General features: G+C 60.1%; 19 protein-coding genes. 8 read left to right on the top strand and 11 right to left on the bottom strand.

The window, feature by feature from the left end; translation table 11 throughout:
• Positions 1 to 102 precede the first annotated feature (102 nt).
• Genes FPZ52_RS13170 through FPZ52_RS13150 form a run of 5 tightly spaced genes read right to left on the bottom strand, consistent with a single transcriptional unit; the run spans position 103 to position 4,115 of the window.
• Positions 103 to 588, bottom strand: coding sequence for a GAF domain-containing protein (locus FPZ52_RS13170; protein WP_146366048.1), 486 nt, complete (start codon positions 586 to 588; stop codon positions 103 to 105).
• Positions 585 to 1,337, bottom strand: a complete 753-nt coding sequence (locus FPZ52_RS13165; RefSeq protein WP_146366047.1) for an ABC transporter ATP-binding protein — start codon at positions 1,335 to 1,337, stop codon at positions 585 to 587. Before FPZ52_RS13165 ends, FPZ52_RS13170 begins: the two co-directional genes overlap by 4 nt.
• Complete coding sequence (locus FPZ52_RS13160) at positions 1,334 to 2,170, bottom strand: ABC transporter ATP-binding protein (RefSeq protein ID WP_146366046.1); 837 nt, start codon at positions 2,168 to 2,170, stop codon at positions 1,334 to 1,336. The genes FPZ52_RS13165 and FPZ52_RS13160 overlap by 4 nt, the downstream gene beginning before the upstream one ends.
• A complete protein-coding gene (locus FPZ52_RS13155) occupies positions 2,167 to 3,072 on the bottom strand; it encodes an ABC transporter permease (protein ID WP_146366045.1) in 906 nt (301 codons plus the stop codon). Before FPZ52_RS13155 ends, FPZ52_RS13160 begins: the two co-directional genes overlap by 4 nt.
• Positions 3,069 to 4,115: an ABC transporter permease gene (locus FPZ52_RS13150; protein ID WP_205758630.1), complete on the bottom strand. Its 1,047-nt coding sequence runs from the start codon at positions 4,113 to 4,115 to the stop codon at positions 3,069 to 3,071. Before FPZ52_RS13150 ends, FPZ52_RS13155 begins: the two co-directional genes overlap by 4 nt.
• Before the next feature lie 82 nt (positions 4,116 to 4,197).
• On the opposite strand from FPZ52_RS13150, the gene FPZ52_RS13145 reads away from it, so the two are divergent.
• Both FPZ52_RS13145 and FPZ52_RS13140 read left to right on the top strand, forming a co-directional pair.
• Positions 4,198 to 4,836: a helix-turn-helix domain-containing protein gene (locus FPZ52_RS13145; protein WP_146366043.1), complete on the top strand. Its 639-nt coding sequence runs from the start codon at positions 4,198 to 4,200 to the stop codon at positions 4,834 to 4,836.
• Positions 4,837 to 4,857: 21 nt separating this feature from the next.
• On the top strand, positions 4,858 to 6,438 hold the full coding sequence (locus FPZ52_RS13140) for an ABC transporter substrate-binding protein (protein WP_146366042.1): 1,581 nt from the start codon (positions 4,858 to 4,860) through the stop codon (positions 6,436 to 6,438).
• 62 nt (positions 6,439 to 6,500) lie between these two features.
• Here the strand turns inward: FPZ52_RS13140 and FPZ52_RS13135 are convergent, their stop codons facing one another.
• The 4 genes from FPZ52_RS13135 to iolD form a co-directional block, all read right to left on the bottom strand.
• Complete coding sequence (locus FPZ52_RS13135; protein ID WP_146366041.1) at positions 6,501 to 7,241, bottom strand: SDR family NAD(P)-dependent oxidoreductase; 741 nt, start codon at positions 7,239 to 7,241, stop codon at positions 6,501 to 6,503.
• A gap of 130 nt (positions 7,242 to 7,371) precedes the next feature.
• Positions 7,372 to 8,193, bottom strand: coding sequence for an SDR family oxidoreductase (locus tag FPZ52_RS13130; protein WP_146366040.1), 822 nt, complete (start codon positions 8,191 to 8,193; stop codon positions 7,372 to 7,374).
• Entirely contained in the window at positions 8,190 to 9,083 is an 894-nt protein-coding gene (gene iolE, locus FPZ52_RS13125; RefSeq protein ID WP_146366039.1) for a myo-inosose-2 dehydratase, read from the bottom strand. The genes FPZ52_RS13130 and iolE overlap by 4 nt, the downstream gene beginning before the upstream one ends.
• Before the next feature lies 1 nt (position 9,084).
• Positions 9,085 to 10,953 (bottom strand): 3D-(3,5/4)-trihydroxycyclohexane-1,2-dione acylhydrolase (decyclizing), encoded by a 1,869-nt coding sequence (gene iolD, locus FPZ52_RS13120; RefSeq protein ID WP_146366038.1) that lies wholly within the window; start codon positions 10,951 to 10,953, stop codon positions 9,085 to 9,087.
• A 101-nt stretch (positions 10,954 to 11,054) separates the two neighbouring features.
• Between iolD and iolG the strand changes: the two genes are divergently transcribed.
• Genes iolG through FPZ52_RS13090 form a run of 6 tightly spaced genes read left to right on the top strand, consistent with a single transcriptional unit; the run spans position 11,055 to position 17,432 of the window.
• Positions 11,055 to 12,062 (top strand): inositol 2-dehydrogenase, encoded by a 1,008-nt coding sequence (gene iolG / locus FPZ52_RS13115; protein ID WP_146366037.1) that lies wholly within the window; start codon positions 11,055 to 11,057, stop codon positions 12,060 to 12,062.
• Between the two features lie 3 nt (positions 12,063 to 12,065).
• Positions 12,066 to 13,502 (top strand): NAD-dependent succinate-semialdehyde dehydrogenase, encoded by a 1,437-nt coding sequence (locus FPZ52_RS13110; RefSeq protein ID WP_146366036.1) that lies wholly within the window; start codon positions 12,066 to 12,068, stop codon positions 13,500 to 13,502.
• Between the two features lie 7 nt (positions 13,503 to 13,509).
• Positions 13,510 to 14,307: an HpcH/HpaI aldolase family protein gene (locus tag FPZ52_RS13105; protein ID WP_146366035.1), complete on the top strand. Its 798-nt coding sequence runs from the start codon at positions 13,510 to 13,512 to the stop codon at positions 14,305 to 14,307.
• Positions 14,307 to 15,281 carry a hydroxyacid dehydrogenase gene (locus FPZ52_RS13100; RefSeq protein ID WP_146366034.1) on the top strand — a complete coding sequence of 325 codons (975 nt, stop codon included), beginning with the start codon at positions 14,307 to 14,309 and terminating at the stop codon, positions 15,279 to 15,281. The genes FPZ52_RS13105 and FPZ52_RS13100 overlap by 1 nt, the downstream gene beginning before the upstream one ends.
• A complete protein-coding gene (locus FPZ52_RS13095; RefSeq protein WP_146366033.1) occupies positions 15,262 to 16,437 on the top strand; it encodes a Gfo/Idh/MocA family protein in 1,176 nt (391 codons plus the stop codon). Before FPZ52_RS13100 ends, FPZ52_RS13095 begins: the two co-directional genes overlap by 20 nt.
• On the top strand, positions 16,434 to 17,432 hold the full coding sequence (locus tag FPZ52_RS13090) for a Gfo/Idh/MocA family protein (protein ID WP_146366032.1): 999 nt from the start codon (positions 16,434 to 16,436) through the stop codon (positions 17,430 to 17,432). Before FPZ52_RS13095 ends, FPZ52_RS13090 begins: the two co-directional genes overlap by 4 nt.
• Positions 17,433 to 17,452: 20 nt before the next feature.
• On the opposite strand, the gene FPZ52_RS13085 is transcribed toward FPZ52_RS13090, so the two are convergent.
• The gene (locus tag FPZ52_RS13085; RefSeq protein WP_146366031.1) at positions 17,453 to 18,337 is read right to left on the bottom strand and encodes a MurR/RpiR family transcriptional regulator; all 885 of its coding nucleotides are present in this window, start codon (positions 18,335 to 18,337) and stop codon (positions 17,453 to 17,455) included.
• Positions 18,338 to 18,401: 64 nt separating this feature from the next.
• On the bottom strand, positions 18,402 to 19,481 hold the full coding sequence (locus FPZ52_RS13080) for a Gfo/Idh/MocA family protein (RefSeq protein ID WP_146366030.1): 1,080 nt from the start codon (positions 19,479 to 19,481) through the stop codon (positions 18,402 to 18,404).
• Between the last annotated feature and the right edge of the window lie 37 nt (positions 19,482 to 19,518).

Below are 19,518 nucleotides of genomic sequence, written 5' to 3'. Positions count from 1 at the left end.
GGGTTAATGCAACGGGCCTCTCGGAACAGGGCTTGTTCTTTGCCAGCCATACTTGATCGCGAGTGGTCTCGCCCAACGGTTCAAACGCGACCGTGAGCGTATTCAGCCCAACGCAATGGCGACCGCCACGGTGGCGATGGCGGGAAGGCGCAGCTGATCCTCGGCGATCCGGACGCGCTGGGGTGTGTAGAATTGTTCCTCATGCAGGATATTCACCGTCGCCACCATTTCGCCACGAATATGCACGGGTAGATTGATCACCGATCCGCATCCCAGCTTGCCGATCAGTTCAGCGTCGGGGAACACCTTGTCGATATCGGCAAGCGTGTTGGCCACGAAGGTTTCCCCCTTGCCATGAACGATGTCAAACCACGCATTCATCTCGATCGCTTTGGTGCCCGATGTCGGGTAATTGACCGGATCGTCAGAATAGGTACGGCTGGCGAGCATGGCGCTCATGTCTGCGGTCATAACCGTAAACAATTTTGCGCCAACCAGAGATTTGGTCAGCGCGCACAACGCATCATACGCAGCTTCCTGGGTGCGGGCGCGGGACAATTGTTCGGTAAAAGTGGCTAGATCGCTCATGCTGGTTTCCGTTCGGTTGCGCCGCCACTCGCGGCATAGAGTTCACGGGTATAGGGATGGCTGAAGTCACCCGTATGCAGTGATGTGGCATCCGCGATTTCGACGATCCGCCCCTTGTTCATAACCGCCATGCGGTCGCACAGGAAACTGACCACCGGCAGGTTGTGGGTCACCATCAGATAGGTCAGCCTGTGTTCTTGGCGCAGACGTTTCAGGAGGTTGAGAATTTCGGCCTGCACCGACACGTCGAGCGCGCTTGTCGGTTCGTCCAGCAGCATCACCTGCGGCTCCAGCATCAGCGCGCGTGCAATTGCAACACGCTGACGTTGACCACCTGACAGTTGATGTGGAAACCGAAACCGAAAGCGCCGATCCAAGCCGACGGCGGCCAGCTTTTCCTCAACCAGCGCATCACGCCCCTTGATACCATGCACCTGAAGGGGCTCGGATAGAGTCGCGTCCACGGTCTTGCGAGGATGCAGCGAGGCATACGGGTCTTGAAATACCATCTGGCAAATTCGCGAGAAGGCGAGATCGGGCTTGTGCCCGCGCGCTTGACCGAGCACGGACATTCGCCCGCTCCATTCGGGAGCGAGGCCCACGATGGCCTTGAGGACCGTGGATTTGCCGGACCCGCTTTCACCGACAAGGGCAAAGCTTTCTCCTTGCGCCACGTCGAAAGTGATATCCTCAACCACCCTGTGCCCGGAATAGGCAACGTCGAGATCGCTCAGAGAAATCGCGCTCATGTGCCGCTCCATGCGGTTCGATCCAGAACCGGCAACTCGTCTCGGTCCTCGTCCATTCTTGGTACAGACGCCAGAAGTCCACGCGTATAGGGATGGGTGGCGTTGTGAAGTTCGCTTGCGGCGCATTCCTCCACGACCTGGCCCGCATTCATCACCATGATCCTGTCGCAATAGCGGACGACGAGGTTCAGGTCGTGGCTGATCAGGATCAACCCCATGCCGTCTTCGCGCACCAACTCGTCGATCAAATCCAGCACTTGGGCCTGCACAGAGACGTCGAGTGCGCTGGTGGGCTCGTCCGCAATCAGTAGATCAGGGCGTGGGATCAGCATCATCGCGATCATCACGCGCTGTCCCATGCCGCCGGACACCTGATGCGGATACATGCGCGCCACGCGTTCCGGGTCGTTGATCCGTACCGCGTCCAGCATCTCGATCACGCGCGCCTGTTCCTGCCTGCGCGGCAGGCGTTCATGGGCTCTCAAGGCTTCGGCAATCTGCGCGCCAATTGTGATCACGGGATTAAGCGAAAACTTCGGATCCTGCATGATCATTGAAATCCGCGCACCCCGAATGTCGCGCATCCTGCGATCGGGCAGGGGCAGCAGATCGATTCCATCGAATGCCATCCTGTCCGCGGTCATGCGGCCCGGTTTGCGGATCAGCCGCAGGATCGCGCGACCGGTCATGGACTTGCCTGATCCGCTTTCGCCCACGATCCCAAGCCGTTCCCGTCCAAGTGTCAGGTCGATGCCCTTGACAACCTCTACGCGGCCGTTGGGTGTAGGGAAGCTGACACGAAGGTTGCGAATATCCAGAAGCGGCCGCGTCATTTCTCACCCCCTTGCTTGGGATCGAGCACATCGCGCAGGCCGTCGCCGAGGAAACAGAAGCCCAGCGAAACCGTGATGATGGCGAAACCGGGCATCGTCGCAACCCACCACTGATCAAGAATGAAGGTGCGCCCCCGCGAGATCATTGCGCCCCATTCCGGCAGCGGCGGCTGCGCGCCAAGCCCGAGAAAGCCAAGGCCAGCAGCGGTCAGGATGATCCCGGCCATATCAAGCGTCACGCGGACGATCATGGACGATGTGCAAAGCGGCAGAACATGCCGGGTGATGATGCGGGTATGCGACGCACCGACCAGACGAACGGCAGCTATGAATTCCGAGTTGCGGAAGGTGATCGTCTCGGCGCGGGCGATGCGGGCATAGGCAGGCCAGGCGGTGATGGCGATCGCGATGATCGCGTTCTCGATACCCGGCCCCAGCGCGGCGACGAAGGCCAGCGCAAGGATCAGCTTTGGCATGGATAGGAACATGTCTGTCAGGCCCATCAGCACCTTGTCGACCCAGCCACCGAAATAGCCCGAGATCGCACCGATCACCAACCCCAGCGGTGCCGATATGACAGCGACCAACGCGACGATCAGCAAGGTGATACGCGCACCATAAACAACACGCGAGAAGATATCGCGCCCCAGCTCATCCGTACCCATCCAGTGATCCGCCGAAGGCGGCAGCAATCGCTGGGACAGGTTCTGTCCCACCGGACTTTCAGGAGCGATCCATGGCGCGAAGGCAGCAGTCAGGATCAGCAGCAAGATGATAAGCGCCCCCACGACCGCCAACGGGTTGCGCACCAATGCCAACGCCATCCGATAGCTGCGACCGGCGTTGGCCTGTAGCCGCGATTTTGGAGAGTCGTCAAGAAGCCAGTCACGCGTCGTGCTCATGAGCGACTCCTTGGGTCCAGGACGCGGTACAACACGTCGGAGATCTTGTTGATGAAGATAAAGACCGAACCGATTACCAGCGTTGCGCCCAGAACGGCGTTCATGTCCGCGTTCAACAAGGCGACAGTCAGGTAATTGCCGATCCCGGGCCACGAGAAGACCGTTTCGATCATGACCGACCCTTCCAGAAGACCCGCATAGGAAAGGCCAATCACCGTGATCAGCGGGACGAGTATGGGCCGGAAGGCATGTATCCAGATCACGCGCCATTCAGGGATGCCCTTGACGCGGGCCGTCGTGATATATTCCTGCCCAAGTTGATCTAGCATGAATGAACGGGTCATCCGCGCGATATAGGCCAGGCTGAAAAAGCCGAGAATCGTGGCGGGCAGCAGGAGATGACTGGCCGCGTTCCAGAAGACGTCCCAGTCACCCGCGATGATGCTGTCGACCAGAAGCAGGCCCGTGCGTGGCTCGACCAGCCCTTCGTAGAAGATGTCGACGCGTCCAGGGCCTGATACCCAACCCAAACCGGCATAGAATACGGCGAGACCGACAAGACCTAGCCAGAAGGCGGGGACAGAATATCCCAGCAGTGCGAAGACGCGGATCACCTGATCGATCCAGCTGCCCTTATGCGCTGCGGCGTAAACACCCATCGGAACACCCAGCAGGACGCCGATGATGATCCCGATCGTCGCCATTTCCAGCGTGGCGGGGAACACGCGCGTAAGATCGTCGACAACCGGACGGTTCGTCGAGATGGATTGACCGAGATCGCCGCGCAGAACATCGCCCACATAGTCAAAGAACTGGATGACGAGGGGCCGGTTCAGCCCCATCGCCTCGCGCGTTGCGTCGTATAGCTCCTGCGTCGCGCGATCACCAACCACGGCAAGAACGGGATCGATGGGCACGACACGCCCGATGAAGAACGTGATGGCAAGCAGCCCCAGGAAGGTCAGGCCAACCACCACGGCGAACCCGAGAAGGCTTCCGAGAAACTTCACGGACGGGTGGGATTTAAACGAGCTGAATGTCACGAGCCGGGGACCGTTCTCTTTCCGCGGATAAAGATTTTGCTTGGGTAAAACACAAAAGTTTGTTTCAATCAAAAAAATTTTGATGCACGGAGCCAAATCGCACGTGACCAGTCCAAGGTCGATCCAAGAACCCAACATAGGGCCGTTGATCCGAAAACGTCGAAAGCAGTTGGGACTCACCCTGCAGACCCTGTGCGACAGTGCGGGGTTGTCGGTCGGTTACCTCAGCCAGGTCGAGCGGAACAACGCGACGCCTTCGCTCGGAACACTGGCACAGATCGCGCAGGGACTGGGCGTCGGGCTGGACTACTTTGTCGCAACGCCGAAACCGGCTGACGCGCTTACCCGCGCCGGTGCTCGCCCACAGTTTGCGCTCGACGGGTCTCAGGTCCGCTACGAAGCGCTTGGCGCGCAGTTCCCGGGCTCCGAGTTGTCATCTTACTTGTTGCACGTCCCGCCGGGCTATGAATCGGAAACCGTGCAACATGAAGGCGAAGAGATTGTCTTTGTGCTGGAAGGCGAAATCGTTCAGGCGCTCAACGGCCAAAGCTTCGTGATGCGTGAGGGGGACAGTCTGCACTACAGCGGCAGCGCCCCGCATTCATGGGCAAACCAGACGGATCGACCGGCGCGGATCCTGTGGACCGGGACGCTGGAGGTCCTGAGCGAAAGCGGCGCCACGCCAGTCAGCAGATTGGTGCCAGCGAATGACAATAACTGAACACCCAACAAGGAGAGTTGTATGAACCACTTGAAAGCTTCTCTTTTGGCGACGGTGATGGCTTTGCCATTGGCCGCACATGCCGAAACCCCCGACGACGTCCTGGTCGTCGCACAGAACATTGACGACATCGTCGCGATTGACCCCGCGCAGGCCTATGAGTTCACATCCGGAGAATTGGTCACCAATCTGTATGACCGCCTGGTCCAATATGATGCGGAAGATCCGACGACATTGGCCGCAGGGCTCGCGACCGACTGGGCGGTCGATCCGGAAAACAAGACCATCACCTTCACGCTTCGCGATGATGCTGTATTCACCTCTGGCAACCCTGTGCGTGGCGAGGACGTGGTCTGGTCCTTCGCGCGCGTCATCAAGCTGAACCTGACCCCGGCGTTCATCCTGACACAGCTTGGCTGGACACCTGAAAACGTCGAAGAGATGGTCACCGCCGACGGAAATACCGTGACCGTCAAGTACGATGGCGATTTTTCTCCGGCATTCGTTTTGAACGTTCTGGCTGCGCGTCCGGCCTCCGTTGTGGACAAGGCCACAGTGCTTGAACACGAACAGGATGGCGATATGGGCAACGCGTGGCTCAACGCCAACGCGGCCGGTTCCGGTCCTTTCGCACTGCAAAGCTACCGTCCGGCAGAGCTGGTGCGGCTGACCGCCAATGACGATTATTTCAAGGACGGCCCGAAGATCGACAGCGTCATAATCCGTCACGTTGCCGAAGCCGCAACCCAGCAATTGCTGCTGGAATCCGGCGATATCGACATGGCAAAGAACCTGACACCGGATCAGATCGACTCGATCACATCTGACGACATCAAGGTCGAAGTCTATCCTCAATCCGCGGTTCATTTCCTGTCCTTCAACCAGAAGACGGAAAGCCTGACACCGGAAGCCGTTTGGGATGCCGCGCGCTACCTGGTGGATTACGAGGGCATGACCAATTCGATCATCAAGGGGCAGATGGAAGTCCACCAGGCGTTCTGGCCGAAGGGCTTCCCCGGTTCCTATGACGAAACGCCATTCACCTATGATCCCGAAAAGGCCAAGCAGATCCTTGCAGATGCAGGTGTCGAAACGCCTATCAGCGTGACGCTCGACGTGATCAATTCAGCCCCCTTCACCGACATGGCACAATCGCTGCAAGCCAGCTTTGCCGATGCAGGTATCAATTTCGAGATACTTCCCGGCACCGGATCGCAGGTCATCACCAAGTATCGCGAACGCAGCCACGAGGCGATGTTGCTGTATTGGGGCCCGGACTTCATGGATCCGCATTCCAACGCCAAGGCTTTCGCCTATAATTCGAACAACTCGGATGACGCGTATGCGGCAACCACGACGTGGCGCAATGCTTGGGCTGTTCCGGACGACATGAACGACATGACGACGGCGGCACTGACGGAATCCGATCCGGCGAAGCGCGAAGAGATGTATGTCGAACTGCAAGAACGCGTGCAGGAAAAATCGCCTATCGTCATCATGTTCCAGGCATCTTATCAGGTTGCCATGGGCGAAGATGTGACGGGCTACGTGAATGGTGCGACGTCTGACTTCGTCTTTTACCGCTTGGTGGAAAAGGACTGATTTCATTACAGGGCACGGGTTCCGCTCAGGCGTACCCGTGCCCTGACATGCGCCAAGGCCCTTTAATATGTCGCCCGTCCACCAGACAGGTCAAAACTTGCCCCAGTGGTGAAACTGTTCTCTTCCGAGCAGAGCCAAGCGATCATGGCCGCAGCCTCGCTCACCTCCAGGAATCGACCACGCGGAATCTTCGAGAGCATATAGTCGATGTGCTCCTGCTTCATCTGGCTGAAAATTCGTGTTCTGGCAGCAGCCGGCGTTACGCAATTAACCGCAATATTCTGGTCGGCCAGTTCCTTTCCCAAAGACTTCGTTAGAGCGATGACACCTGCTTTGGAAGCGGAATATGCCGAGGCATTGGGATTGCCTTCCTTACCCGCAACGGATGCAATATTCACGATCCTGCCGTAGTTTTGCTTCATCATTGTCGGTACAACAGCGCGGTTGACATGAAAGGTACCGAGAAGGTTAACTTCAGTGATTTTCCGGAACTCATCTATCGGATAGTCTGCGAGCGGATTGTTGGAACCGGCAACCCCTGCGGAATTTACCAGTATCTCTATGGTTTCAAATTGCTCGAGCGTTGCTTCCGCTGCGGCTTCGACACTGTCCCAATCAGCGATATCTACCTCGCAGGCGACCGCGTCAGCTCCTGTGGCCGCGGCTGTTGCGCGGGCCAAATCAATATCAATATCCCAGATAGCCATACGGATATCCATCGCGGCCAAGCGTTCGACCACGGCGCGACCGATGCCCTGTGCGCCCCCCGTGACGACCGCAGTCTGCTTCTTGACCTGTTTCATCGTATGGTTGTTCCCTGTTTCTGACAAAATTGCCGTCCGGTGCTTCGATACTTGCTTGCGACATGCCTCCCCCTGCGAAAAGCTTGGCCTAGACAGTGCCCTCGCTCCGACAACATGAAGCACGCATTGGCTAGCCTTGCGAGGTGAGCTTTTCCGCTGGGGATGGAGCCTGACCGTCATAGGCACCCCACACCGATTGATCGAACTGGATGACCGATCCTGTCATCATTCCGCTGTCGTCCGACGCCAGCCAAAGAACGGCGCGTGCAACCTCGGATGGCTCCAGAAGACGCCCGAACGGCAAGTCCCTCGCGGCCCGGTCGATGTAGGTCGCGTCCCCGGATTCCATTTCCTGCAGTGCGCGTTCGTGATCCGAGTTCATCCAACCGATATCCAGTTGATTGACCCGGACCCGGTTGCGCATCAGCGCGAACCCGGAATTGCGGGTCAATGTCGCCAGGGCGCCCTTGGACGCACAATAGGGCGCGATAAAGGGTTGACCCGCGTGTTCCGATGCCGAACCGATATTGACAATGCTTCCCGCGATCCCTTCGCGATCCATGATCTTCACCGCATCCTGCATCAGGAAGAAGGGTGCCCGCGTGTTCACGGCGAAAATGCGGTCGAACAAGTCGGGCGTCGTGTTCAGCAGATTGCCACGATCCGTCAGACCCGCCGCATTCACGAGAATATCGATGCGGCCAAACATCTTGTCGGCCTCCACCATGATACGCCGAACATCGTTCATTTGTTCGAGATCAGCAACGACCATCCGAACCGGCACACCAGTGGCGTCGGTGATACGCTTGGCTACGGCTTCACCCTTGTCGCGTCCACGCCCAACAATCACCAGCCCTGCAGCTCCGGCCGTTGCGAACAGTTCGGCAACCGCCGCGCCAAGCCCCTGAGTTCCGCCCGTGATCACCGCGATCTTGTCGTCTATCCTGTTCATTCTACCACCTCGTAGCCTGCTGACGCCATCACCCGCTCAAGCTCTGCGTGGCCTACCTTGGCCATTTCGAAGGGAGGGCTGGATTTGGGGGCCTGTTCCGCTTCGACCACGAACCAGCCTTCATAGCCTTTTCCCGCAAGCGCCTTGACGATAGCCTCGAAATCCAGCGATCCGTCGCCCGGCACCGTGAACACACCTTTGACGACGGCATCTAGAAAACTGTCGCTGTCGCGATCCAGCTCGTCGATCACGTCCTGCCGTACGTCCTTGGTGTGGACATGAATGATCCGGGCGTGGTGGTTCTCGATGACACGCATCACATCGCCCCCCGCCATGGCCATATGTCCGGCATCGTAAAGCAGCGGGACCGAGGAATGCTGCATCAACAGGTCAAGCTCGGCTTCCGTTTCGATGACGGCGCCCATGTGATGATGATAGGCAATCGGCATGCCCTGACCCGTACACCAGTCCGCGAAATCCGATATCTTCCGACCATATGCCGCGATATCGGCTTCGGACAGAACGGGCTTGCCGCTCAGCGGGGCAGAGGGGTTTCCTTGGATCGACCGGGCGGTTTCGCCGTAAACGATGCATGGTGCGCCCGCGGCCCTGAAGAAGTCGAGCTGCTTTGCCACGCGCGCCTTTTCGGTCTCCAGATCGCCATCCAGCAGCAATCCCGAGAACCAACCACCACAGACGGCTATTCCGAAGCGATCAAGGACGGGACCAAGTTCCGCCATGCTCATCGGGAAACGTCGCCCGGTCTCCATGCCGGTGAAGCCCGCCTTTGCCCCCTGTGCAAGGCACTCTTCAAGGCTGACATCATCAGACAGTTCGGCAAGGTCATCATTCCACCACGCAATTGGCGCGATGCCCAGTCGTGCCTTCATGTCACACTCCGACACGTTGCTTCTTTCGGATATCGATCTGTTCTTTCTGGGCCGCGCGAACACTTTCATGTTCGCTGACCTCCGGCACGCCGACATCCCAATAGGCATCACCCGGCACCCATGCATAAGCGTCAGATACGATACTCAGCACCGTGACACCGTCATTGCCGAGCGCCCATTTCATCCCGTCTTCGAGATCCGCCAGACTTTCGCAGTGGCGCGCCTGAGCGCCCATCGCCTCGGCATGCTTGGCAAAATCGACATGAACCGGGTGCTCGCGGTTTTTCACGCGGCAATCGGTCAGCAAGTTGTTGAAGCCGGGCACGCCCTTGAATTGCTGTAACCGGTTGATCACCGCGAACCCGCCATTGTCGCACACAACGACAACCATCTTGTGGCCGGTCAGAACGGCCGAATAGATGTCCGAATTCATCATCATGTAGGTCCCGTCGCCGATCATGACGATAGGCGTGCCATCCAGCGCACCGGGCGTGCCCTGCGCCATCGCCGTGCCCCAGCCCGCCGAAATTTCATACCCCATGCATGAAAACCCGAACTCGCAGTCGAAGGTGTTCCGTTCCTTGACGCGCCAGCCCTTCACCACCTCGCCGGGGGTGCCGCCTGCTGCCGCGATCAGCGTATCGTTCGGCGCGGCACAGCGGTTCAGCACGCCAACGACCTGCGCATAGGTCGGGACCGGCGCGTTGGTCGGCGCCTGATGCGAATCCAGCACGTCATTCCACTCCGCGAACAACGCCTTGGCGTGGTCGAGCCGACCCTGTATCGACCAATCCCCCAAAGCCGCGTCGAGATCTGCCAGGCATTCGGCCGCGTCGCCTACGACCGACAGCGCACGGTGTTTGGTTGCGTCGAACCGCGCGGCATTCACTGAAATGAATTGCGCATCAGATGCGAAGGCCGTCCACGATCCTGTCGTGAAATCCTGAAGCCGCGTTCCAATTGCCAGAACCACATCCGCCTCGGCCGCCAGCGCATTCGCAGAAGTCGAGCCGACGGTCCCGATCGGCCCCGCATGGACAGGGTCATCATGCGTCATCGCACCCTTGCCCGCGATGGTTTCCACCACGGGAATACCGCGCCGGGCAGCGAATTCGGCCAATTGCGTCTCGGCCTGCGAATACCGGACTCCACCGCCGGAAATGATCAGAGGTGTCTTTGCCGATCTCAGAACCTGCGCCGCCGATTCCACCGACCGCCTGTCGGGACGCGGGCGCGGTATCGTCCACAGTTTGGGCTCGAAGAATGCCGTCGGATAGTCATAGGCCTTTTCCTGCGTGTCTTGCGCCAGCCCCAGAAACGCCGGACCGCAGTCCGCCGGATTGAGCATCGTGGCGACCGCCTGCGGCAGCGAAGCGATAATCTGCTCCGGCAAGACGATGCGATCCCAGTATCGGGTGACTGATTTGAACGCATCATTCACGGTGATGGTCGGATCGCCATAATGTTCGACCTGCTGCAGAACTGGGTCCGGAATCCGGTTGGCAAACGTGTCACCCGCCAGGATCAGGATCGGCAGGCGATTGGCCATCGCGGCGCCGGCTGCCGTGACCATGTTCGCTGCACCCGGACCGATCGACGACGTCGCCACCATGATCTGCCGCCGACGCTTGGCCTTGGCATAGCCGATGGCCGCAAGTGCCATGGACTGTTCATTCTGCCCGCGCCATGTCGGCAGATCATCCTGCACGGCCTCCAGCGCTTCGGACAGGCAGGTGACGTTGCCATGCCCGAATATGCCGAAGACACCGGCAAACAGCGGAACGCGTTCCCCGTCGATTTCGGTGAACTGGTTGCACAGGTACTTTACCAGCGCCTGCGCCATTGTCAGCCGGATCGTTTCCTGCCGCATTTTTTGGTCCTCCTCCCATGCGATTCAATCGCTCACGAAATGATTATTGACATATTGTCTTTCATGCAATGATTATTGCAACAACTGATTTGGGAGGATCCATGACCAGACTCGCTGTTCTCGGCTGCGGCCGGATCGGGCAGATGCACGCGCGCAATATCGCCCGGCATTCGCGCACTACGCTTGGGGCCGTGTTCGACGTTCACCGCCCTGCTGCCGAGGCGATCGCCGCTGAAACCGGCGCGCGCATCACGGACACCGCCGATGAGATTTTCAGCAATCCCGATATAGACGGTGTGGTCATCTCGACCTCGACCGACACGCATGTGACCATGATCGAGGCCGGTGTCGCTGCGGGCAAGCCCATGCTGTGCGAAAAGCCCATTGATCTGGACCTTGATCGGGTGAACGCCTGTGCCCACTTGCTGTCGAAAGGTGAAGTCCCGGTGATGCTGGGCTTCGTGCGACGCTTCGATCCAAGCCACGGCGCTGTACGATCCGCGATAGCCAACGGCGATGTCGGGGAGCTGCACCAGGTGGTCATCACGTCACGCGACCCGGACCTCGCGCCGGAGGCCTATCTGAAGGTGTCCGGCGGCATCTTCCGCGACATGACGATCCACGATTTCGACATGGCGCGTTTCATTCTGAACGAAGAAATCGACACGGTTTTCGCGTCCGGCAGTCGGCTGGTTGCGCCCGATCTCATGGACCGGCTGGACGATTTCGATACTGTCAGCATCATCATGACGACGGCATCGGGCAAGCAATGCGTCATCGGAAATTCCCGCCGTTCGGTCTATGGCTATGACCAGCGCGTCGAGGCGTTTGGATCAAATGGCATGGCCAGCTCGGAAAACCGCAAACCGCATGCGATGGTCCTGTCGGGTGGCGGATTTTCTGGTAAGGCCGCGCCCTGCCTGGATTTTTTTATCGAACGATACAACGACGCCTTCAACGCCGAAATAGACGCCTTTGCCGATGTCGTGGAACATGGCGCGCCGCCACCGGTCAGTTTCGAAGACGGACGCCAGGCGCAGCGACTGGCGGAAGCAGCACTCAAATCAGCGACCGGGCATCGCCCGGTCAAAATGAAGGAGATCGACTGAGCCATGTATAGCGACTACGGACTGTTCATAAATGGCACCTGGCGCCCGGCGACCGACGGCGCGACATTCGACGTCCTCAGCCCGGTCAACGAAAAGCCGCTAGGTGCCGCTCCGGCCGCGAACCCGGCGGATACCGAACACGCGATTGCCGCCGCCGAAACGGCCTTGCCCCAATGGTCTGCGACAGGCGCGTTCGACCGTGCTGACGCCTTGCACCGCATCGCCGACGAGATGCGCGCGAACCGCGAAAAGGCGGTGCGGATGATCACCATGGAAACGGGAAAACCCCTGGCCCAGTCGGAACGCGAATGGGGGCTCGCGATCGACCAGTTCCGCTGGTATGCCGAAGAAGCGCGACGCATCTATGGCCGGATCATCGAAAGCCGTGTCCCCAATGGCCGCTTCGAGGTGTATCGCGGCCCCGTCGGTATTGCCGCTGCGTTCACGGCATGGAATTTCCCCGCCGCGCTCGTAGCCCGCAAGGTGGCACCCGCGCTCGCCGCGGGGTGTGCCGTCCTGATACGTCCGTCCAGCCAAACCCCCGGAACCGCGATGGTAATCGTCGATTGCTTGCGCGCAGGCGGGCTTCCCGATGGTACGGTAGGCTTGGTGGTCGGCAGCACGGCCAACACCTATGGGCCGATCATGGCATCCAAGGCCGTGCGAAAGGTCTCGCTGACGGGATCGACGCGTGTCGGGCAGCAGATGATCCGCGATGCGGCCGATACGGTTAAGAAGGTGTCCATGGAACTGGGCGGCAATTCGCCCTGCATCATTCACGATGACGCCGATCTGGAAAGCGCGCTCGATATCCTTGTGCCAACGAAGTTCGCCAATTGCGGGCAGGTTTGCGTCAGCCCCGACCGGTTCTTCGTGCATGAAAGCGTTCACGATCGGTTCGTGGACGGTTTCGCCGAACGGGCGGCTGCGCTCAAGCTCGGCGACGGCATCGACCCGGCGACCCAGATGGGTCCCTTGATCAAGCGCAGTCGACTCGAAGAGATCGAGGCCATCATCGCCGACGCGACACAGGCGGGCGCGACGGTTGCAACAGGCGGAACCCGCCCGGCGCAATTCAATGCGGGCCACTTCCACAATCCCACGGTCCTGTCGGATGTCACCGACGACATGCGCGCCTTTGCCGAAGAAAACTTCGGGCCGATCGCCGCCATCAGCCGCTTCGGGTCGGAAGACGAAGTGCTTGATAGGGCGAACGCCTCCGATATGGGGCTGGCTGCCTATACCTTCACGCGCAGCCCGGACCGCGCCCGGCGGGCCGTCGCCGAGCTGAAGGCAGGCATGGTCGGGATCAACAGCCCCGCCATTGCCGCCTCCGAGGCCCCGTTCGGTGGCACGAAATATTCCGGCATGGGACGCGAAGGTGGCAGCGAAGGGATCGAGGACTATCTCGACACCAAGCTCGCCCAGATCGTCTGGTGAGGCACAGATGACCGTGAACAAGATCAGGCGACTCTGGGACGAAGGCAAACCGGTGCTGAATGGTTGGTTGTCCATCGGCAACAGCTTTACGGCCGAAATCATGGCCGCACAGGGCTATGACAGCGTATCTATCGACATCCAGCACGGCGCGCTGGATTACAGCAGCGTGCTGCCGATGTTTCAGGCAATGCACGCCTCGGGCGTCGTCCCGATGGCGCGCGTGCCCTGGCGCGAACCCGGCATCGTCATGAAAGCACTGGATGCGGGCGCAATGGGGATCATCTGCCCTATGGTCAATTGCCGCGCGGAAGCAGAAGAGTTCGTCAGCTTCACCCGCTATCCCCCCGATGGTGTGCGAAGTTTCGGCCCGACGCGCGCCTCGCTGGCGACACCTGGCTACGGAACCGCGATGAACAGTGAAATCCTTGCGCTTGCGATGATCGAAACCGCGCAGGCCATGGACAATCTGGACGAGATCGCATCGACGCCCGGCCTGGACGGGATCTATGTCGGGCCTGCGGATCTGACACTGGGTACGCAGCAGGGACGGTTGGCGCCAGCCTTCGACCGGGAAGAACCCGAGATGATCGACATGCTGAAACGGATCGTCGCCGCCTGTCGGGTCAGCGGGATACGCGCCTGTCTGCATTGCGGAACACCCGACTACGCCGCGCGCGCCGTTGACTGGGGTTTCGACCTGGTGACCGTTTCCGGCGACACCCGCCTTCTGGCCTCTGCCGCATCGGCATCCGTCGCGCGCTTTCGCCAACTGCTCGACGACAGCACAAGTGCAGGAGCCCGCTGATGCCGCATGTTCTGGTTGTCGGCAGCATTCATCCATCGGGGCGGGCGCTATTGGCGGATGCACCCGACGTGACCGCGGAATTCGTCGATGGCACGACCGAAGACAGTTACGCTTCGCTGATCTCGCACGCCGATGCGCTGTTGATACGCACGCAGCCGCTTGGCGCGGCGACGGTGGCACAGGCCGAAAAGCTTCGGATCGTGTCACGTCATGGGGTCGGATATGATGCCGTGGACGTCGATGCCTTGACCAAGCATGGTATCGCCCTGGCGGTTTGCGGCGATGTCAACTCGACCTCCGTTGCCGAACATGCCGTGATGCTGATGCTTGCTGCTGCCAAGCGTGCGGTGCGCGCCGATCACGCAGTTCGACACGGCGGATGGGGCTGGCGGGACAGGATCGAGGCACGCGACCTGCGCGGCCAGAACCTGCTGCTGATCGGATATGGACGGATCGGACGTCATACCGCGCGCTTGTGCGCCGCTTTCGGCATGACCATCCGAGCCTTCGATCCGGTGCTGGAAGCATCCGGTTGGCCTGACGGAGAGATCACCCCGGCGGGCAACCTGGTAGAGGGTCTCGGCTGGGCAGATATCGTGTCGCTGAGCGTACCGTCCGCGGGCAAGCCTATCATCGGGGCCCGGGAACTGTCGGCGATGAAGCCCGGCAGCATCCTGATCAATACATCGCGCGGTGGCGTCGTCGACGAGGCGGCCTTGGTCGATGCGTTGCACAGCGGGCAGCTTGGCGCGGCAGGTCTCGATGTCTTCGCACAGGAACCCCTGCCGATCGACCACCCGTTGACGCGCCTCGATCAGGTTGTCCTGTCGCCGCACATCGCCGGAGTCACCGCAGAAGCTTCCGAGCGCATGGCGGTCGGCGCGGCGACGAATATCCTCGATTTTTTTGCGGGACGGATCGATCCCGCCTTGGTCGTCAACAAGGAAGCCCTGAATGGCCACATCGAAACCTGAGCTTCGTATCGGCCTGATCGGCACCGGCTTCATGGGAAAGACACATGTGTTCGGGTTCGCGACGGCGATGCGCGTATTCGATCTGCCCTTCGCGCCGGTTTTTCACACGGTGGCCGATGTCACCCAAGAGGCCGCCAATGACGCGGCCCGGCGGCTGGGCTTCACGCATGCGACCGATAATTGGCGCGGGATAATTGACGACCCCGAGATCGATCTGATCGACATCACGGCGCCGAACGCGCTGCACAAGGAAATGGCGTTGGCCGCAATCGCGGCGGGCAAGCATGTCTATTGCGAAAAACCGCTGGCCCCGCTGGCCGCGGATGCCGCTGAAATGGCCACTGCGGCAGAAGCGGCGAAGGTCAAGACGCAGGTTGGCTTCAACTACCTGTGCAATCCGATGCTGCAGCACGCCCGCAGAATGATCGAGCGCGGTACATTGGGCGACATTATCGGCTATCGCGGAATCCACGCCGAAGACTACATGTCGGATGCCGACGCGCCTTTCACCTTTCGTCACGATCCGGTGGGCGGCGGGGCCCTGGCGGATTTGGGCAGCCACGCGCTTGCCACGGCGGAATTTCTTCTGGGGCCTGTCACACGGGTGATGGGCGATCTTGTAACCGTCATCCCATCGAGACGTGACGCCGGCGGCAACATCCGGAAGGTCGACGTCGATGACATTGGTCGCGCATTCCTGCGTTTCGCTTCCGGCGCCTCGGGCAGTATCGAGGCCAACTGGTGCGCGACCGGGCGCAAGATGCAGCACGATTTCGAGATCCATGGGACCGAGGGAAGCCTGCATTTCAGCCAGGAACGATTCAACGAATTGCACCACTACGACACGCGCGCTGCGCCGGGTCTTCGTGGCTTCACCCGGATCGAAGCAGGGCCGGATCATCCGCCCTATGGCGAGTTCTGCGTCGCGCCCGGTCATCAGCTCGGCTTCAATGATCTGAAGGCGATCGAAATCCTGGAGTTTCTGCGGGCAATCGCCGGTGAAACGTCCGAGCCCTTCGGGTTTGAGGCGGGCCTACGCATTCAAACGCTGGTAGAGCGAATTCAACAATCTGCCCGGGCCGGTCGATGGTTGAACACGGCGGCGGCCCCATCGAGTGACAGGCCGGACGCCCCCAAGCAAGGAGCACAGCAATGAACACACGCAAGAACAGCGTTCGTGTCGGCGTCATCGGAGCGGGTGTTATGGGCGGTGACCATGCGCGGCTGTTTGGTGGAAGCATACGCGGTGCCAATCTGGCAGCCGTGGCAGATCCGGATGCCAGCCGTGCGGTCGCCGTCGCAGGCGCTGCACCCGTGTTTACCGACCCCGCCGAATTGATTTCGGCACCCGATATCGACGCGCTCGTGATCGCAAGTCCCGACTCAACGCATCATGATCTGGTCCTCGCCTGCATCAGCGCCGGAAAGCCCGTCCTGTGCGAAAAGCCCCTTGCCACCGATTCCGCCGCATGTCTCGAAATCGTTGAAGCCGAAGCTCGGTCCGGGCGCGATCTGGTGCATGTCGGTTTCATGCGCCGCTTCGACCCGATGTACCGTGAACTGAAGGACACGCTGATGTCAGGCGCAATCGGGACGCCGCGCGTGGTCCACAACAAGCACCGTAATCTTTACGCGCCGGACTGGTTCACGCCGAGCATGGCCATAACCAATTCCTATGTGCACGAAATCGACGTGATCCGCTGGCTGCTCGATGCCGAGTATACGCAAGGTTCAGTCCTGATGACCCCGGCGGGCGACGGCATCCCCGCAGGCGATCCGATCCTCGTGACCATGCAGACCACCGGCGGCGCTGTTTCTTCGACAGAAGTGAACATGAACGCCGGCTACGGATACCACGTCCATTGCGAAATCGTCGGCACGCAGGGCACGGTCGAAATGGCTCTTCCCGCAATCATACGCACCCGTACGCACGGATCGGAACAATCGGCTTTCCCGGAAAACTGGATTCCGCGATTTTCCGATGCCTATCGCCTTCAGAACCAGGCGTGGATCGACGCTATTCTGACGGGTGGCAAGATGATCGGAGGCGCCACCGCCTGGGACGGGTTCGTCGCGACGACGATCGCGGAACAACTGGTGTCTGTTGCCAATACCGGCGCAGTGGCGATGTTCGACCTGCCCTCGCGATAGGACCTCTGGATACCAACTGCCTAAAGGGATGTTCCCTGCGGCGATGTAACCGTCGGGATGCGCGGCTTGTCTTTCTTTTGCTGGCGCGCGGCCAGCGCCGTGGTCAGGGACTGGACCAGGCACATCGGCGCGGCCAGCGACCGCGAGAACGTATATTCACGCTCGGGCACGGCGAACAGCACATCCGCGTTCTTGGCCAGCGGTGACAGGGTTGAATCGGAAATCGCCAGGATCGGGACGCCGCGTTGCCCGGCTTCTTCTACGATGTTGACGACTTCCTGCGCGTAGAACCGGAACGAGACTGCGAAGACCAGGTCTTTCTTGCTTGCAAGCTTCGCATGATGTGTTGCGAGGCCCCCGCTTTCGTCCAGTAGAACGGTCCGCTTGCGCAGCATCGTCAGCACATAGCGCAGAAGCGACACGATGGGCGCAGAGCGAAGCTGGCCGATCAGGTAGATCGTTTCCGCATCCTCCAGCAGATCCACGGCACGGTCCATATCCACCTGCGAAACCTCGGACAGAAGCGATCTGAGCGCGGTGATGTCACGCACGACCAGATCACGCAGGAAATGCCCGTCGCCGTCCAGATCGCCCGCGACCAGCTCATTTTCCAAAGCTTCTATACGCGCCTCGAACCCGGGGGCGGCGGTCGACAAACGACGCTGAAAAACGGTTTGGAGCGTCTTGAACCCGGAATAGCCAAGCGACTGGGCGAAGCGAACGAAGCTGGACGCGTGAATGCCGCAATGTTCGGCGATGCTGTTGACGGACATGACGGCGACATCGTTGGGGTTCTGCGTCAGATACTCGGCAATCGCCCGGTAGGTCTTGCTCATGGAATCGTAGCGCTCATGGATGACCCGAATGAGTTCTTCATAGTCCTTCGGTTGTCCACCTTGCGTCACGCGGTCCTCTCCTTGCCGGTTTCGACGCTCAATGCCCTGCCCGGAACCGGGTGGCAAGTTCTGCTCACAACACCAGGCGTCTTTGCGTGCATGGGATGTGTCGAACGGTGTCAGGTCCGGGGCGTGCGGTGCGCGGCGCAATGTCTATTTTCTGGGCACGACCGGTTGCTGCAGCCTTCTCGATCGCGATCATGGCCTTCACGTCGGCCAGCCCTTCATATCCGTCATTTTCCGGCGGCGATCCGTTCATGATACAGTCCGAGAAATAGGCGGTCATGGCGCCAAAATGATCGACCTGTTCCGCTGAGATTTCATCGACTGTCTTTTCGTTCTGGCGAAGCCGCATCTTCAACGCGTCATCGAACTTGAATGCCGGATCCATCGTCAATGTCCCCTGGGTACCCACAACCTGAAAGCTGTCATTGGCGTCCGCACCGAAGCTTGCGACGAACTGCGCGAAACGGCCCTCGGGGAATCTCAGCGTGACGGCCACTGCCTCGGCGACCTCCGTGAACCTGGGATCCCCCTCTGCGCCGCCCTCCATAGCGACGACTTCAACCGGCTCGTCGCCAAAGACCTGGCGCGCGGCGTTCAGGCAGTAGACACCGATGTCCTGCAATGGGCCGCCCCAGTGCTTCGACTGAAGCCGGTGGTTCCCCAGAACCGATTGCAGCGAGAAGACGGACGAAAATATGCGCGGATCGCCGATTGCCCCTTTCCGGATCTGTTCCAGAAGCTCAACCGTTCCGGGTTCGTGATGAAGCCGATAGGCTGTCATAAGGTGAACCCCCGCCTCTTCGGCAGCGGCGATCATGGCCTCGCATTCCTCGACAGAGATGGCGAGCGGTTTCTCCACCAGAAGGTGTTTGCCCGCGCGCGCCGCTCGGATGGCGTAATCCGCATGCATCGAGTTGGGCAGCGCGATATAGACTGCGTCGACAAGATCATCGGCCAGAATCTTGTCGTAGTCTTCATAGGGCACCACATGCGGCACGTCATGGAAGTCGGCGAGCTTGCGCGCCGCGTCCGCATTGCCGCTGACGATCACCGTGATCTCCGAATTGCCGGTTTGCGCGACCGCCGGCATGAACGCGATCTGCGAAATCCAACCTGCGCCGACCACGGCGTAGCGTACCTTCTGCATTCATCTCTCCTGCAAGACGCGGCCCTCCGAAGAGGAC

Origin of the sequence: Qingshengfaniella alkalisoli, from assembly GCF_007855645.1 — a bacterium.
In the GTDB taxonomy this organism is placed as follows: Bacteria; Pseudomonadota; Alphaproteobacteria; order Rhodobacterales; family Rhodobacteraceae; genus Qingshengfaniella; species Qingshengfaniella alkalisoli.
The sequence above is the reverse complement of the archived record's forward strand: the minus strand, read 5'-3'. Positions and strand labels throughout refer to the sequence as shown.

Excerpts from the sequence above, each read along its gene's own strand:
- FPZ52_RS13170 (WP_146366048.1), bottom strand. The coding sequence starts at position 588 with ATGAGCGATCTAGCCACTTTTACCGAACAATTGTCCCGCGCCCGCACC.
- FPZ52_RS13165 (WP_146366047.1), bottom strand. The coding sequence starts at position 1,337 with ATGAGCGCGATTTCTCTGAGCGATCTCGACGTTGCCTATTCCGGGCAC.
- FPZ52_RS13160 (WP_146366046.1), bottom strand. The coding sequence starts at position 2,170 with ATGACGCGGCCGCTTCTGGATATTCGCAACCTTCGTGTCAGCTTCCCT.
- FPZ52_RS13155 (WP_146366045.1), bottom strand. The coding sequence starts at position 3,072 with ATGAGCACGACGCGTGACTGGCTTCTTGACGACTCTCCAAAATCGCGG.
- FPZ52_RS13145 (WP_146366043.1), top strand. The coding sequence starts at position 4,198 with ATGCACGGAGCCAAATCGCACGTGACCAGTCCAAGGTCGATCCAAGAA.
- FPZ52_RS13140 (WP_146366042.1), top strand. The coding sequence starts at position 4,858 with ATGAACCACTTGAAAGCTTCTCTTTTGGCGACGGTGATGGCTTTGCCA.
- FPZ52_RS13135 (WP_146366041.1), bottom strand. The coding sequence starts at position 7,241 with ATGAAACAGGTCAAGAAGCAGACTGCGGTCGTCACGGGGGGCGCACAG.
- FPZ52_RS13130 (WP_146366040.1), bottom strand. The coding sequence starts at position 8,193 with ATGAACAGGATAGACGACAAGATCGCGGTGATCACGGGCGGAACTCAG.
- iolE (WP_146366039.1), bottom strand. The coding sequence starts at position 9,083 with ATGAAGGCACGACTGGGCATCGCGCCAATTGCGTGGTGGAATGATGAC.
- iolD (WP_146366038.1), bottom strand. The coding sequence starts at position 10,953 with ATGCGGCAGGAAACGATCCGGCTGACAATGGCGCAGGCGCTGGTAAAG.
- iolG (WP_146366037.1), top strand. The coding sequence starts at position 11,055 with ATGACCAGACTCGCTGTTCTCGGCTGCGGCCGGATCGGGCAGATGCAC.
- FPZ52_RS13110 (WP_146366036.1), top strand. The coding sequence starts at position 12,066 with ATGTATAGCGACTACGGACTGTTCATAAATGGCACCTGGCGCCCGGCG.
- FPZ52_RS13105 (WP_146366035.1), top strand. The coding sequence starts at position 13,510 with ATGACCGTGAACAAGATCAGGCGACTCTGGGACGAAGGCAAACCGGTG.
- FPZ52_RS13100 (WP_146366034.1), top strand. The coding sequence starts at position 14,307 with ATGCCGCATGTTCTGGTTGTCGGCAGCATTCATCCATCGGGGCGGGCG.
- FPZ52_RS13095 (WP_146366033.1), top strand. The coding sequence starts at position 15,262 with ATGGCCACATCGAAACCTGAGCTTCGTATCGGCCTGATCGGCACCGGC.
- FPZ52_RS13090 (WP_146366032.1), top strand. The coding sequence starts at position 16,434 with ATGAACACACGCAAGAACAGCGTTCGTGTCGGCGTCATCGGAGCGGGT.
- FPZ52_RS13080 (WP_146366030.1), bottom strand. The coding sequence starts at position 19,481 with ATGCAGAAGGTACGCTACGCCGTGGTCGGCGCAGGTTGGATTTCGCAG.